A 14,356-nucleotide genomic window follows, 5' to 3' on the forward strand; every position below is an offset into this window, starting at 1 on the left:
GCCGGGGCCGGGGCGGATCTGGGGGCAACGGTGGCTTTCATCTCCGGTTGGAGCCTTCTGGGCCTCAACCGCACCCTGATCTGGGAGTTCTCCTTCCTGCCGCAGGATCTGGTCTGGCTGCGCTACCTCGTCAGCCTGCCGATGCCGGTCCTGCTGGGGCTGTGCCTGCGTAAACTACAGCGCCGACGCGCGCGGCGGCTGGCATGAACATTCTGATTGGAACCGTGCTGATCACCGTCGCCGCGATCTGGCTATGGTGCAAACTGCCCAATGACGACTGGCGCCGGGCGTCGTATCGCGCGTCCTATGACACGCTGCTGTTCACCGCGCCGCGCATTCTGGTTGCTCTGCTCGGGGCGGGGTTCTTTGCCGAACTTCTGCCCGCCGATCAGGTCCGTCAGGTGCTGGGAGCCGAGGCCGGGGTCAGCGCCGTACTGCTGGCCATCGCCCTTGGCCCGATCACCCCCGGCGGTGCCTTTGTCAGCTTTGCCATCGCGGCCGCCGCGCTCAAGGCGGGGGCCGCGCCGGTTGCGGCCGTGGCCTATGTCACCTCTTGGTCTCTGTTCTCGATGACCAAAATCTTTGCCTATGAGCTGTCGTTCATGGGGCGGTCGGCGACCCTCTCGCGGATCCTTGTCAGCCTGCCCGTGCCCTTTGCCGTGGCCGCCCTCGCCGCGCTCCTGCTCTGAGGACACGCCAGCCAGGACCCTGACCGGCGGGGGGGGCGATCAGCGCCGCCCGCCCAGGCCCGCCTTGTTGCCGGGGATCAGAACCCTAGCCGGCAGGCTGGCCGCGATAGGCCGCGCGCCCCGCCACCCAGGTGCCAACGATGGCAGGCGTGTCCCCTTCCGGCCAGTCCACCAGCACCAGATCGGCCCGTTTTCCCACCGCGATCTCGCCCCGGTCGTCGAGGTTCATCGCCCGCGCCGGTCCGGCCGAGATCAGACGCCAGAGCGCCAACCGGTCGGCCCGTTTCTCGGTGTCGAGCCGCGCCACCGCCGCCAGCATCGCCGGATAGAAGTAATCCGAGGCCAGCACATCGCACAGCCCCGCCTCGACCATGTCCGAAGCACTGAGAGAGCCGATGTGGCTGCCCCCACGGGCCGCGTTCGGCGCGCCAAACACGATCAGATCACCCGCGTCCCTTGCCGCCTCTGCCGCCTCCAGCACCATCGGGAATTCCGCAACCCGCGCGCCCTGCTCGTGAAAGAAGCTGCGGGTTTCCTGCCGGGTGTCATCATGGCTGAGCATCGCGACCCTGGCGGCGCGGCCCATGGCGGCAACCTTGTCGATCATCGCGGGCACATCGCCGCGCCGCTCCCAGACCTGACCGAGAAGGGCAACATAGTCCTCCTGGGAAAGGCCCGCGCGATGCGCCTTGGAGGCGGTGCGTTTCTTCATCCGCGCATCATCCAGCGCCGCGATCGAAAAATCCGGCGAGAATTCAAATGCCCGGTCCTGAAGCGCCACGTCATAGGCGCGCATCGTCATCGAGGTGTGATCGTTGAAGGCAATGGAGGGGGCCAGCGGGCCCTGTAGCGCCCATTCGATCACCTCCAGCGCCTCGAAGGCGAACGTCTCCCACCGGAGCTGCACGCGGTTTTCAACGGTCAAACGGGGGGCGAGATCCTGCATCGCCTGCATCAGCGCGCGGCCGCGGGCGACATCGCGCAGGCCCGGTTCCCAGCCGAGGGTGATGGCGTGGTAGGCCGTCGCGATGCCATTGGCGGCCAGCTGACGGTCGGTGTCCAGCAAGGCGGCGCCGGTCGGGAAATACACGCCGGGGCGCGGCATCAGCTGGCGTTCAAACGCATCGCCATGCACGTCGATCAGCGCCGGAGCCAGCACCAGGCCGCGCGCGTCCACCACCTCGCCCTGGAGCGGACCGCCAATTTCGGCAATGCGCCCTTCGGCGATGGTGACAGTGGTCTGCGCGACTTCGGTCGGCAGGTAGACGGTCGCGCCCACAAAGGTCTGCATCACAGTCGCTCCATCTTCAGATGCCAGTGCCAGCTGCCCGGCGTTTGGTGTTCGCGATCCTCCAGCCAGAGACATTCAAAGCCGGAAAACAGCGCCAGCAACTCCGCCGCAGAACAGAAGTAATGCGGGTGAATCTTGTCCGTGTCCGGCGCGTCAAACACCCATGCGTTGCGGCTGATTTCCCGCCCGGGGTATTTTGCCTGCTCATGCGGCAGGCGACGCTTGGACAACATGGTGCCAAGATAGCTGCCACCGGGCCGGAGCACACGGCGGATTTCGGCAATGGTGCGCAAGAGCACATCCTCGTCGCCGTGGTAGATCACGTTCCAGCTGAGAACATGGTCGAACGCGCCCGTCTCGAACGGCAGATCATCCATCCGGGCCTCGACGGTGCTGACCTTGCCGGCGGCCCTGATCGCGGCCAGCCCTTCGGCGGCGGCATCCAGTGCGGTGACCTCGAACCCCTGCTCCGCAAGATAGAGCGCATGACGCCCCACCCCGGCCCCGAGGTCCAGCACCCTGGCACCGGGCGCCAGGGTCGCGGCCCAGCGAGTCACGTCCGCCTCCGGGATGCGCCATTTGCTCTCTGGCGCGATAGCCGCCCATTCGTCATTCCAGTGCTGGTCTGCAGTGTCGGTCTTCAACGCTGTTCTCCGATGATTTTCACCCGGGCCCAGCCCGAGAGTTGTTCGATGGCGATGACCACGACAGCGATCATCAGGATGACGGTCATGGCGGTTGGATAGTCAAAGAGGTCAAAACCCACCTTCAGCTCGATCCCGATACCGCCTGCCCCGACAAGGCCAAGGATGGTCGAGGAGCGCACGGCTTTTTCCAGCGCATAGAGCGCGGTCGAGACAAATGCGGGCATCGCGGCGGGGATGGTCGCGCAGGCCACCACGTCGAGCTTGCGCGCCCCGGTGGCCGTCAGGCTTTCGGCGGGTCCTTTGTCGACGCCTTCCATATCGTCGGCGAAGAACCGGCCGCAAAACCCGATGGTATCCACCACAATGGCCAGCATCCCGGCAAAGGGGCCAAGGCCGACAGCCACCACAAACACCAGTGCCCAGGCAATGTCCGGCACCGCGCGGATAAAACTGAGCCCGACGCGCACGATCTGATTGACCCAGTTGCCCGCGATCAGCCCCCGGGCCGCCAGCAGGGCAACCGGCAACGACAGGATCACCCCGATCACCGCGCCGGCAATCGCGATCTGCATCGTTTCGACCATTTTCCAGCCCAGCCGCGACAGCACCGCCGGGTCAAAGTTGGGCGGAAAGGCACGGGCGGCGAAATCGGCAAACCGCGGCGGCGCGGAAAGCACCTTGTCAACCGAGAACCCTGCCCCGGCCAGACACCAGACCAGCAGCGCAACCCCAAAGGCATAGCCCAGGAAGGCAGCGGCCGAGGGACGGTCATATCGCGGCAGAACGGGCCGGTCGGGCCGGACGGAAGTATCAGTCATAAAGGCCTCTCAGGTCGCGGGCGGTCAGGGACGCGGCCGTGGCGTCCAGTTCCATACGGCCGCCAGATAGCCCCAGGACCCGGTCGCCATAGCGCAGCGCATGGTCGATATTATGCGAGGTAAAAACCACCGTGGTGCCCTCATTGCGCACCAGCCGAAAGAACAGCTCCATCACGTCCTCACCGGCCTGAGGGTCCAGCGAGGCGCAGGGTTCGTCGGCAAACAGCACCTCCGGCGCCCCGACGATGGCCCGCGCGATGGCGACGCGCTGCGATTGCCCACCGGACAGACGATCCGCCCGGCGGCCTGCGAAATCCGCCATGCCGACCCGGTCGAGCGCCTCCAGCGCCGCCTCACGCACGGCTTGCGGCGCGATCATGTGGCTCCAGTGGCGCGGCCCCGGCGACTTGCCCAGCATTCCGTGCACGACATTGCTCAGGGCCGACAGGCGCGGCACCAGGTTGTGGGACTGCGACACCAGTCCGATCCGGGCCCGCAAACTGCGCAAGGCCCGCCCACGGGCGGCACTGGCCGGTTGGCCCAGCAGGTGGACCTCTCCCGCGCTGACCGGGATCAACCCCATAGCACAGCGCAGCAACGTCGATTTTCCGGCGCCGTTGGCGCCCACCAGCGCCACCGCCTCGCCCCGGGCCAGGCGAAAACTCACATCCTGAAAGATCGCCGTCTCGCCAAACCGCTTGGCAACAGCGCGCGCCTCAATATCCACCGGCGAGACCGAAACATGGTCGAGTGGCGGCCGGGGCTGCGACGCGGGGGAAACCCGCGCCGCTGGTCTGAGATCGAGATCAGTCACCGATGAAGGCATCGAATTGCGGGTAACCCGCATTGGCATACATCGACCGCACGTAGTTGTAAGCGCCGTCATTGATCGCCACGAGATCCATCCCGACATATTTGTCGTTCTCTTCATGGGCGGTGATGCCCGCGATGATCGACGCCTTGTTGGCAAGGATCGCGTCGCGCACCATGTCTGCGGCCTCTTGCGGCACATGGGCGCCGACCATGATCATATCATTGGGCAGATCGCCAGACCGCGCGATCATCTTGAAGAAGCCATACGGCAGGTCTGTTTCCTTGTTGCGCACGCCCAGCCAGGATCCCGCGTTGGAGCCGATGGCATCGACATCGCCGGCCTTGAGCGCCTCATGCGCGATGTTGCGGCTGGTGTGGACCTTGTCGATGTCATTGACCGGATCAACGCCGTAGTCCGCCAGAACCTGCATCGGGCAGAGCATGTTGGACGTGGAGCCAATATCGCCAAAGGCAACCTTCTTGCCCTTGAGGTCAGACGGCTGGTTGATGCCGCTATCCGCGCGCACGACGATGGCGCAGTGATAGTCGGGACGCCCCAGGCCGATCAGCGGCTGGGCTTGGGTCAGCTTGTTGATGACGACATATTCCGCCGGGCCGGAGACCACGAAATCCACGGTCTTGCCGCGCAGCGCTTCGGCGGCGGCGGTGCGGGAATTGACCGCGTAGAATTCGAATGTCTCGCCGGTGGCGGTTTCCAGCGCCTCCTTGAACGGGCCCCATTCCAGTTGCAGCCGTTCCAGGCCTTCTACGTCGGTTACAGCCAGCTTCCAGGTTTCAGCAGCGGCGCCAAAGGCCGATGCTGCTGCAAGGCCCAGGCCAAGGAAAAGGGATTTGAACGTCATGACAGCCTCCGTTGGTCATTCATCCGGATGAATTCACGAAAGCAATTTCAGCCGCGCGACGGTTTCATGACGTGTTGGTGACATTTGCGTCGAAGCGGCTGAAATTCGGGCCGGGCCACAAAAAACCGCCCGCGTGATCAACGCGGGCGGGTCGGGATCGAGGTCATGTGCCGCGCGGCGCGGGCAGGCTAGAGCGTGATGCCGCGGATCACCACAAAGATCGCCGCCGACAGGATCGCGGCGGCGGGAACCGTTATCACCCAGGCCGCGATGATGGTCAGGAAATGCGACCGGCGCACCAGCTTGCGGCGGCGGCGTTCCTCCGGTGCAACGTCCGGCAGATCGCTCATCGCGCTGCGGGCCTTGCGGAGTCGCCGTTCGGTATCCCATTCCCGGAAGAACCCGACGCCAAAGACCCCGCCAACGGCGATATGGGTCGAGCTGACCGGCAGCCCGAGCCAGCTTGCCACGATCACGGTGATGGCCGCCGACAGTGCCACGCAATAGGCGCGCATCGGGTTCAGCTTGGTGATCTGGTTGCCGACCATGCGGATCAGCTTTGGCCCGAACAGGAACAGGCCAAAGGAAATCCCCAGCGCCCCGATCACCATCACCCACAACGGCAGTTCGATCGCCTGGGTGAAATCCCCCGTCGCCGAGGCCTGGACAATTGCGGCCAGCGGGCCAACCGCATTGGCCACATCGTTGGCGCCATGGGCAAAACTCAGCAGCGCGGCGGACACGATCAGCGGAATGCCAAACAGCACCTTGAGCGATTTGTTGCGGTTCTCCAGCCCCTCAGACTGCTTGCGAATGACCGGGATCATCACCAGCCAGACCAGAACGGCCACCGCAACACCAATCAGCAGCGCGTTGGTCAGGTCGATCTTGACGATCTTTTTCAGGCCCTTGACCGCAAGATAGGAGGAAAACGCCCCCGCCATGATGCCGACAAGCACCGGCACCCAGGTCCGGGCGGCGGCGATCTTGTCGTCGCGGTAGATGATGTTGGACTTGATGAACCACAGGAAACCGGCCGCGACCAGCCCGCCCAGCAAGGGCGAGATCACCCAGCTGGCTGCGATGGCGCCCATTTTGCCCCAGCTCACCGCGGCAAAACCGGCCGCCGCGATCCCGGCGCCCATGACGCCCCCGACCACGGAATGCGTGGTCGACACCGGCGCCCCGATCCAGGTCGCAAGATTGACCCAAAGCGCCGAGGCCAGCAGCGCCGCCATCATTGCCGCGATGAAAGACGCGGATGTGCCCATGCTTTCCGGGGCGATGATGCCCTTCGCAATGGTCGAAACCACATCGCCGCCCGCCAAGAGCGCGCCGGCGCTCTCGAAAATCGCCGCGATGACAATGGCGACGCCCATCGACATCGCATTTGCCCCCACCGCCGGGCCCATGTTGTTGGCGACATCATTGGCACCGATGTTGAGCGCCATATAGGCCCCGAATGCCGCAGCGATCACCACGATCAGGGCATTGTCAGCCTGACCGAACACCAGCGCCGCAACAATCGCAGCAAAAACCACGAACAGCAGCGCCAGCCCCATCCCCAGCAACGGGCGGCTGACATAGGCCGTGGCCTGCTCCAGCGTCGACAACCGGCCGAGGTCACGGTCCAGCGTTTCCAGATGGCTCGGGTCAAAGTTGTTGTTGTCGGACATCCATCCCTCCGAAAATTTCTGAGGGAGCTACGGGAAACATGCCCAAAGAGCAAGCAAACAGAAAACTCGCGCCCGCCTGGCGCATCACACGGAGGGGGACCGCGCGGTGGGCCTGTCGCCAATCCTGCATGTTAGATCAGCAACTTATCAAAACCGCCTTGGATGGTTCGCGACCGCCTGCCCTGGCCTGCGCTTCTGCAGATCCCGCGCCGCCGCCCCGCTCTATCCGCGCCATGGACACTTGCAGAGGCCCCCGCCGCCCTGGTCGATTCTGCCCTCAGTGCGGACATAAGCCCCGCTTGATATCGGTTCTCTGTACCTCTTATACCTTCCGCACTTTTGCTCCGGTCCCCCGCCATCTATTTGCCTTGCGGTCTAGGGCGTCCTGTGGACTGTGAGGGCGCGATGACCAATGCACGGAGCGAGCGCGTGACGACAAGATCAAGACAGTATGTCCTGGGCAAACTGCGACTGGTGGCGATCTGGTTCCTCGTGCTAACCGTCGTCATCCATCTCTATGCGGACCCGACCGACCCGATGCCGGTCAGTCTGGTCAGCAGGCTGCTTATCGCCCTGGGTATCGTCGCGATTGCCAGCATCCCCCTTGTCCGGAAAATCGGCCGGATTTACCGGGATACCCCGCCGGATGACGGCGATCTTGATGAGTGAGACGTTCGGCGTCTGACATGACTGGCGTGGCGAAGCCTGACCAAAACGCGCGACCCCAAGCATCCCCAAAACACCGCGATGCCGCGCGGTTGCCACTTATGCTGCCCCGACCCTGAAGGCCCGCCTCAAAAGGGGGCTCCCGCGCACCACTTCGGCGGATCACAGCAGCGGGTCACGGGGACGTCGCACAATGGGGGCTGGAAAAGAGCGCTGAAATATCTGATGGTTGCCCCGAATGCCCGGCGCCCGTCGCGGCGCAAATGCGGAGCCCGGATGCGCCTGATCGTCAGTGCAGATACTCACCTCGGCTCGCCGATCCGCTCGGCGGCGTTGCGCAACCCTGCGCTCGGCAACCGGCTGCAACAGGCCAGCCGCGATGCCTTTGCCGCCCTCGTCGACCTCGCCATTGCCGAGGAGGTCACAGCGCTGGTTCTGGCCGGAGACATCTTTGACAGCGATTATCCCGACCTGCGCGCCCGCGCCTTTCTGATCGCCCAACTGTCCCGCGCGGCCGAAGCCGGGGTAGAGACCGTGCTGATCCGCGGCAATCACGACGCGCTGCTGGATCACCGTGCCTATGGCGACCTTGGCCCCGGCATTCACCTGTTGCACCGCGAGGCCCCCTCGGTCGAAATCGGCGGTGCGCTGTTTCACGGGCTGTCCTTTGACAGCAGCCATGTCTCCCGCAGCTTTTTGCCGGACTATCCCGCACCGGTGGCCGGGCGGCTCAATATCGGGCTGATGCATACCTCGCTGGATGGGGCTGCGGGCCATGATCCCTATGCGCCCTGCGCCGAAACGGCGCTGATGGCGCATGGCTATGACCTCTGGTGCCTTGGCCACATCCACGCCCCCTTTGAACGCCGGCGCGCCGACACGCTCGCGCTGATGCCCGGCATTCCGCAACCGCGCCACTTTGGCGAGCGTTCGGGCGGCACCGTCTGCCTCGTGCATCTCGGGCCGCAGACCGCCTCCCGCGCGCCAGAGGTGGAGTGGCGCCCAGTCGCGCCCCTCGGCTTTGCTCAGGTGGATGTGGACCTCACCGCCTGCGCCAGCCAGCAAGACCTGCTGCACAGCCTGCGGAGCGCGATGAAACAGGCCCAGGTGCCAGGCCGCGACACGGCGGTGCGGCTGGAGATCACCACCGCACGCCACGGTGCTGCGTTGCTGACCGAACTGGCGCAGGAAGTGCTGGAGGACCTCAGCGGTCTCTACCTCGACAAGGTGAAACTGCACCGCCCCGCGCTGGCAACCGATGCGATCAACGACGACCTGATGCGCCTGATGCAGGCAGAGGTGGCAGAACCGGGCTTTCGTCAGGCAGCGCTGGAGCAGCTGGAAGAGCTGCGCGATGCCCTGCCGCCCTCGGTGACCGCCGACCTGGCGCCCGAGACCCTCGACGCGCTCTTGCAAGAGGCACTGGAGGAGGTGGCCCTCGCCCTCCATGCGGAGGCGGCGACATGAGGATCAACCGTCTCGACCTTTTGCGGTATGGCCGCTTCAACGAGGCGGAAATCGCCTTTCCCCGCGCCGAGGACGGGCCAGATGTGACGCTGGTCTATGGGCCGAACGAGGCTGGCAAATCCACCGCGTTTCACGGCTATCTCGACCTTCTCTTCGGATTGAAATCCGGCGCGCATCCTTACGCGTTTCGCTTTAAGCGCAACGAGCTGCTGATCGGTGCGGAGCTGGAGATCCCCGGACAGGGCCGCCTTACCCTGCGCCGCAACGGCAAGACCAGCGGATCATTACTGGATGCCGAGGGGCGCGCATTGTCCGACAGCCTGCTTGCCAGCGCGCTGCATGGGATGACCCGCGACACCTATGAGGAACGCTTTTCGCTCAACGACCGGGGCCTGCGGGAGGGCGGCGCGCGGATTGCCGCGGCGAATGGCGACCTTGGCCAGTTGCTGCATGCCGGCGTCTCCGGCCTTACCGGCATGGCGGCGGCGCTCGACGCACTGGGGGCGCGGGCCGACCGGTTCCACAAGAAGCACGGCCGCGCCACCGAGTTGAAAAAGGCCAAGGACCGGCTGGCGGACATTGGACGGGAGCGCCGGGCGAGCCTTTTGACCCGCGACCGGGAACAGGCCCTGCGACAGGCGCGTGAGCGGGCCAATGCGGCGTTTCAGGAGGCGGACCAGACCCTGCAGCAGGCCGACCGCACCCGCGCCGCCGCCGAGGCGGTGCAGGTCTGGATCGAGGAAAGCGCCCGCGTGGCCGACCTCTCGGCCGAATTGGCAGGCTATCCGAAAGGCCCCGACCTCGCGCCCGGGGTGGCCGAGGAGGTGGCGCATCTGGTCGAAACCCTCGCCACCCTGGCCGAGGCCAAACGCGCCGCCGAGGCGGAGCAAGAGCGTCAGCAGCAACGCCTCGCCGCCCACCCCGAGGACGCGGGCGCGGCGGCGCTGGCGGAAGAACTCGCCCGTCTTGATGCGATAAAGATCGACGGCGCGCCGCTTCTCAGCCGGGCCACCACCGCGCAGGCTGACCTGGCGCGACGGCAGGCAACGGAGGCGGAACTGGTCCAAACCCGCGACGCCTTGCTGGCCGACCTCGGGATTGCCGCCGCTCAGGCGGACCACCTCCAGCTGCCGCAGGCCGAGATCGACGCGCTGGCCGACGCCGCAGAACAGGTCGCGCGCTGCGACATGCAAGCAAAAGCCGCCGGCGCCACGCTGCAAAACGCCGAAGCCCAGCTGGGTGAGGCCCCGCCGGAACCCCGCGACCTCAGCGCGCTGCGCCGCGCCTTTGACGCGCTGGCCCGCATCGGCGACCTTGCCGTGGCAGAGGCCGAGCGCGACCGCGCCGCCGCCCGCCTGACCAGCCTCACCGCGCAACTGCCGCAACGCTGGCCCGAGGCGATGGCCGCAGGCCTGCCCCCCCGCGAACAGATCGAAACGCTGGCACAGCGCCACTCGACGCTGGCAGCAGAGATCGCCGCCGCCGACGCCGAACGCGACGCCACCGAGCAGGAACATCTGCGCGCCCAAGATGACTGCGCCGCACTGGCTGCCCTTCCTGAGGCGGTTGATCTGGTCACGACCGAAACCAGTCGTCGCGCGCGGGATATGGCCTGGCAGCGCCACCTTGATGGGCTGTCCCCCGCCACCGCTGCGGACTTTGCCGAGGCGATGGCTGCAGACGACAGCGCCCGCGCGCATTACCTCCTCGGGACCGAAGCGCGGCAAAGGTTGGCGCAGGCGCAGGCCCTTGCAGAACAGATCGCCCGCCGCCGGGACCGCAGCCGGGACCGGCTGGCTGCGTTGACGGCGCGTCGGGACAGCGCACAGGATCAGGTCGCGGCCCTTGCCGCTGCGCTGCTCTTGCCCGCCGACAGCCCCATTGCCGCACTAGCGCCCCGCCATCAGGCCCTGAGCACCGCCGCCGAAGCGGCCGCCGAGGCGACCAATGCCGCTGCAGAGTTCAGCCGCCAGCAGACCCGGCGTCAACGGGCGGAAGAGGCGCTGACACAGGCGGCCGAGGCGCTCCAGCTGCCCCGCGCCGCTGTGGAGCAAGCCCTGGCGCTGGAAGACACCGCCCGCGCCGCGTTTGCCAAATGGCAACGGGACCGCGCGCAGGTGGACAAACACGCCGCCGACGCGCAGGCCGCGATCCGCGCCGCCGAAGACGCGGCCCAGACCCTTGCCCTCCGGGCGGAGACGCTGCCGCTGGCGGATCGCTCGGCCGGTGCGATCCGCGCCGCCCTGCCCCGGCTGCGCAACCTGTCGCAATGTCTTGACGCGCACCGCCAGATCACCGCGCGCATCGCAGCCCTCAAGGACGCTTTGGAGACGCTGGCCGAGAGCGCGGCGCGTCTGCGGCGCCTCCCCGGTCTGGACGCTCTTCACGACGACGACCCGATTGCCCAGATCGACGCCGCCCGCGCCCGCCACGCCGCCGCGCAGCGCAGCGCAGAAATCCGTGCGGAGGCACAAAACCGTCATGACAGCGCGCGCGAGGAGGCCGAGGCGGCCACGGCCCGACACAGCCGCGCGCAAGAGGCACTTGCCGCCTGTTTTCATGGTCAAGAGGACGAGGCACTGCCGCCACCTGCGCGCATCGCCCGCCTTGGCCAGCGCGATGCCCTGCGGGCCACGCAAACCGAGGCCAGCCGCCGCCGCGATCAGGCCCGCGCGCGGGTTGAGGACGATCTGTTTGAAGCGGAACTGGCGCGCCAGCCCGACCCCTCTCGCCCCGCCGCGCTAGACCAGGCCCGCGCCGAAGCGGCAGCCCAGCGCGATCAGGCCCGCGATGCGCTGCGTGACGCGGAACGGCACTACCAGGAAGCGTTTGAGACCGCCGATCGCAGCGATCTCGCCACCGAAGAAGCCACCCTGCTGGAAGAACTGCGGCAGGGCGCGCGCGGCGCCATCGTTGCGCGGCTCGGCAGGCTGGCGGCCCGTGGCGCACTGCGGCAACTCGCGCAGGACCGGCGCAGCACGATGCTGAAGGACGTGGAGCAGGCCTTTAGAACCATGACCGCGCCGAATTGGACCGGCGTCGATGTCTGGAGCGAGGCGGAGGGCGAGAAACTGGTCGGCATCCAGCCAGGCGGCGCGCATGTCCCGGTCAGCGAGATGTCCACCGGCACCATGGGGCAGCTCTACTTTGCGTTGCGGCTTGCGGGCTATCGCAGCTTTGCCCGCGCGCCCGGACCGCTGCCGATGATCCTTGATGACATCATGGAAACCTTCGACGACCTGCGCGCCCGCGCAGCCCTGGCCCTTTGCGCCGAGATTGGCACCGTGGGACAGGCGGTGCTTTTCACCCATCACCGGCATCTGGTGGAACTGGCGCAGGCCACCATTCCCAACGTCGCCGTGGTGGAGATGCCGCAGTAACCACATGCAAAATGCCCGCCCTTCGTTCTGACCGACAGGCCTTCGCATCTGTATCTACCACTGCTGCCACGGCCGCCCCGGCTGCCATTCCTGACGCCGTTTGCACAAGGCATTTGCGAGAATGTCGGGCGATTGCGCGCCCCCCGCTACGATGCCCTTGTCGCTCCATCGCGTCTTGCCAGTAACTTGGTTGGCACCACCAATGCATTGACAAAAACACGGGAAAGTACTGCCCACCACATTCTCCAGTCCGATAAGCCGACATGACGTCCTGCAGATAAAATTGGGGCGCGGTTGCCGTCACTACAGATGTCTCCAGATGTCTCCGCGCGGTGACCGCTGTGTCCTGCACGGCTGCCCTTTCCCAGCACCACCTTGCCTTGCTGGTGGCCTTGTCGTGGCTTCCCCCCTCCGCGCGCGAGTGTGTCGCGCGCCTGCATTTCCTTCACCGCAGCAGCGCCCCCAATACTGTATGTCCTCCACCGCGGTGGCTTCATCACGTGGCTTGACGGGTTCCGAATTCTGAGGAAATGTCAGCCGATGCTTGGCGGAAGGGATGTCTTCAAGCGATGGACAAGGAAACCTTTGCGAAACGGCTCGCACAGTCCATGACCCATACATCGGAGAGCCTTGTTGCGGGCGCGCAGCACCCCACGGGCCGGGGCGTATCCGCGGAGCGCAGCGCGCTTGCAGCCTGGCTGCATGGGCTTGATGACGAGGGCCGCAAATGGGTGCACCACCTGGTTGATGAGGGCGTGCATGCCGGGGTCTTTGGGCTTCTCTGTGTGCTCGATCACGTCAGATTTGTCGAAGATGGCGACCAAAAGGGCAGCTTTACCCTGACCTACACCGCACCTACGGGGGCGCAGACGCAGATCAATCCCGACAAGGGCGAGATGCTGCACGATCTCTACAACGGTTTGCGCCGCGAGGCCCAAAAATGAGGCCAGGTCGCACGCCCACCCCCGCGTCCCTCGCTCCCGATACACTCGACCTGCTGGAACGGGTGCTGGATGCCAGGCTTCCCCCCGCTTACCGCGACTGGCTTGGTCGCCGGAACGGGCAGACGCCCGAAAATCGACATGTCACGTTCATGAAAAACGGACGCCCGTCGAGCACCACCCTGCATGCGCTTTATGCCGTGAATTCCGAACACAGTTTCAATGACCTTTGGCACTACCATTCGACCTATGGCCAGGAGCTGCGTCCCTGGTATCTGAGCATTGGCAACGATGATGGCGGCAACCAGATCGTTCTTGCCTTGAAAGGTCCGAACCACCGGAAGGTCTTTTTCCACGACCACGAAGTTCCCTTCGACGTCGGCCTGCATCTCATCGCGCCGAGTTTTGAGGCGTTCCTGACCGGCTTGACCCCTGGCTGACATGCGCAAGTGCACCTATTTCTATGCGACTCCTGCCGATTTCCATGCCCTGATGGACCGCGTCGAAGCGGAGGAGAACTTTGTCTATGTCGTTCACCCGGACTTTGAATCCCCGGATGTTCTCTTCTACGGGCAGGCCCGCGAGATTCCCGATCTTCTGCACATGTTTCCGGGCCATTTCTTCCACGATGTTTTCCTGGTTCCGCCGGGCACGCAGGTTCAGACCTCTGCCTATCAGAATGCCAAGGGCATGCGGTATTCACTCCGGCCACCGGAGTTTTCTTCGGCGGTGGTCATCCAATTCGCAGGCGCGCACCCGGATGGCGCCCTGATCCGCTCGCGCTTCTGGGCTCACGGAACAGCGGCAGAGGTCTTGCAGCTCGAAGCCACGCTCTTTCGCCACATGCGCCGCAGCTTCCGCAACATCGGCGGGCCGAAAGTGGGCCCAGCTGCCTATGCGCAGCTTCTGAGCGGACGGCGTTTGACATTCGACATTCAAGCGCCGCCAGAGGCTGATCTGCGCGCCAATTGAACATTGCGGGACCGAGCGCGAGAGACACAAGAACCCCGGACCTGAAAACGGCCCCGGAGATCCCCCGAGGCCGTTTCGTCATCTTCTCAGCCCAAAGGGCCTATCGCGGCGCCTGGGTCATGCCGGGTGGCAC

At 65.7% G+C, this 14,356-nt stretch carries 13 protein-coding genes and 1 pseudogene; 8 read left to right on the forward strand and 6 right to left on the reverse strand.

Going from position 1 to position 14,356, the window contains the following annotated elements; all coding sequences use genetic code 11:
- Both TRIHO_RS23775 and TRIHO_RS00125 read left to right on the forward strand, forming a co-directional pair.
- A pseudogene (locus TRIHO_RS23775) lies at positions 1–207 on the forward strand (hypothetical protein); the annotation flags it as partial.
- Complete coding sequence (locus TRIHO_RS00125) at positions 204–689, forward strand: hypothetical protein (RefSeq protein ID WP_068239037.1); 486 nt, start codon at positions 204–206, stop codon at positions 687–689. The pseudogene TRIHO_RS23775 and the gene TRIHO_RS00125, both read left to right, overlap by 4 nt.
- A gap of 85 nt (positions 690–774) precedes the next feature.
- Here the strand turns inward: TRIHO_RS00125 and TRIHO_RS00130 are convergent, their stop codons facing one another.
- From TRIHO_RS00130 to TRIHO_RS00155, 6 genes are all read right to left on the reverse strand, one after another.
- On the reverse strand, positions 775–1,980 hold the full coding sequence (locus TRIHO_RS00130) for an alpha-D-ribose 1-methylphosphonate 5-triphosphate diphosphatase (protein ID WP_068239040.1): 1,206 nt from the start codon (positions 1,978–1,980) through the stop codon (positions 775–777).
- Positions 1,980–2,624: a class I SAM-dependent methyltransferase gene (locus TRIHO_RS00135; RefSeq protein ID WP_068239043.1), complete on the reverse strand. Its 645-nt coding sequence runs from the start codon at positions 2,622–2,624 to the stop codon at positions 1,980–1,982. The genes TRIHO_RS00130 and TRIHO_RS00135 overlap by 1 nt, the downstream gene beginning before the upstream one ends.
- Complete coding sequence (gene phnE / locus TRIHO_RS00140; RefSeq protein ID WP_068239045.1) at positions 2,621–3,445, reverse strand: phosphonate ABC transporter, permease protein PhnE; 825 nt, start codon at positions 3,443–3,445, stop codon at positions 2,621–2,623. Before phnE ends, TRIHO_RS00135 begins: the two co-directional genes overlap by 4 nt.
- Positions 3,438–4,259 carry a phosphonate ABC transporter ATP-binding protein gene (locus TRIHO_RS00145; protein ID WP_207498596.1) on the reverse strand — a complete coding sequence of 274 codons (822 nt, stop codon included), beginning with the start codon at positions 4,257–4,259 and terminating at the stop codon, positions 3,438–3,440. Before TRIHO_RS00145 ends, phnE begins: the two co-directional genes overlap by 8 nt.
- Positions 4,252–5,121, reverse strand: coding sequence for a PhnD/SsuA/transferrin family substrate-binding protein (locus tag TRIHO_RS00150; protein WP_068239048.1), 870 nt, complete (start codon positions 5,119–5,121; stop codon positions 4,252–4,254). Before TRIHO_RS00150 ends, TRIHO_RS00145 begins: the two co-directional genes overlap by 8 nt.
- Before the next feature lie 188 nt (positions 5,122–5,309).
- Positions 5,310–6,797, reverse strand: coding sequence for an inorganic phosphate transporter (locus TRIHO_RS00155; RefSeq protein WP_068239051.1), 1,488 nt, complete (start codon positions 6,795–6,797; stop codon positions 5,310–5,312).
- A gap of 429 nt (positions 6,798–7,226) precedes the next feature.
- Between TRIHO_RS00155 and TRIHO_RS00160 the strand changes: the two genes are divergently transcribed.
- The 6 genes from TRIHO_RS00160 to TRIHO_RS00185 all read left to right on the forward strand — a co-directional run bounded on the left by TRIHO_RS00160 (position 7,227) and on the right by TRIHO_RS00185 (position 14,223).
- The gene (locus TRIHO_RS00160; protein ID WP_232367667.1) at positions 7,227–7,466 is read left to right on the forward strand and encodes a hypothetical protein; all 240 of its coding nucleotides are present in this window, start codon (positions 7,227–7,229) and stop codon (positions 7,464–7,466) included.
- Positions 7,467–7,739: 273 nt separating this feature from the next.
- Positions 7,740–8,930, forward strand: coding sequence for a metallophosphoesterase family protein (locus TRIHO_RS00165; protein WP_165595870.1), 1,191 nt, complete (start codon positions 7,740–7,742; stop codon positions 8,928–8,930).
- Positions 8,927–12,310, forward strand: a complete 3,384-nt coding sequence (locus TRIHO_RS00170) for an AAA family ATPase (protein ID WP_068239057.1) — start codon at positions 8,927–8,929, stop codon at positions 12,308–12,310. Before TRIHO_RS00165 ends, TRIHO_RS00170 begins: the two co-directional genes overlap by 4 nt.
- A 569-nt stretch (positions 12,311–12,879) precedes the next feature.
- A complete protein-coding gene (locus tag TRIHO_RS00175; protein WP_068239060.1) occupies positions 12,880–13,254 on the forward strand; it encodes a hypothetical protein in 375 nt (124 codons plus the stop codon).
- A complete protein-coding gene (locus TRIHO_RS00180) occupies positions 13,251–13,691 on the forward strand; it encodes an SMI1/KNR4 family protein (RefSeq protein WP_082704962.1) in 441 nt (146 codons plus the stop codon). Before TRIHO_RS00175 ends, TRIHO_RS00180 begins: the two co-directional genes overlap by 4 nt.
- Before the next feature lies 1 nt (position 13,692).
- Positions 13,693–14,223 carry a hypothetical protein gene (locus TRIHO_RS00185; RefSeq protein ID WP_068239066.1) on the forward strand — a complete coding sequence of 177 codons (531 nt, stop codon included), beginning with the start codon at positions 13,693–13,695 and terminating at the stop codon, positions 14,221–14,223.
- Positions 14,224–14,356: the final 133 nt, after the last annotated feature.

It is taken from the genome of Tritonibacter horizontis (genome assembly GCF_001518015.1).
Classification (GTDB): domain Bacteria; phylum Pseudomonadota; class Alphaproteobacteria; order Rhodobacterales; family Rhodobacteraceae; genus Epibacterium; species Epibacterium horizontis.

Excerpts from the sequence above, each read along its gene's own strand:
- TRIHO_RS00125 (WP_068239037.1), top strand. The coding sequence starts at position 204 with ATGAACATTCTGATTGGAACCGTGCTGATCACCGTCGCCGCGATCTGG.
- TRIHO_RS00130 (WP_068239040.1), bottom strand. The coding sequence starts at position 1,980 with ATGCAGACCTTTGTGGGCGCGACCGTCTACCTGCCGACCGAAGTCGCG.
- phnE (WP_068239045.1), bottom strand. The coding sequence starts at position 3,445 with ATGACTGATACTTCCGTCCGGCCCGACCGGCCCGTTCTGCCGCGATAT.
- TRIHO_RS00150 (WP_068239048.1), bottom strand. The coding sequence starts at position 5,121 with ATGACGTTCAAATCCCTTTTCCTTGGCCTGGGCCTTGCAGCAGCATCG.
- TRIHO_RS00155 (WP_068239051.1), bottom strand. The coding sequence starts at position 6,797 with ATGTCCGACAACAACAACTTTGACCCGAGCCATCTGGAAACGCTGGAC.
- TRIHO_RS00165 (WP_165595870.1), top strand. The coding sequence starts at position 7,740 with ATGCGCCTGATCGTCAGTGCAGATACTCACCTCGGCTCGCCGATCCGC.
- TRIHO_RS00170 (WP_068239057.1), top strand. The coding sequence starts at position 8,927 with ATGAGGATCAACCGTCTCGACCTTTTGCGGTATGGCCGCTTCAACGAG.
- TRIHO_RS00175 (WP_068239060.1), top strand. The coding sequence starts at position 12,880 with ATGGACAAGGAAACCTTTGCGAAACGGCTCGCACAGTCCATGACCCAT.
- TRIHO_RS00180 (WP_082704962.1), top strand. The coding sequence starts at position 13,251 with ATGAGGCCAGGTCGCACGCCCACCCCCGCGTCCCTCGCTCCCGATACA.
- TRIHO_RS00185 (WP_068239066.1), top strand. The coding sequence starts at position 13,693 with ATGCGCAAGTGCACCTATTTCTATGCGACTCCTGCCGATTTCCATGCC.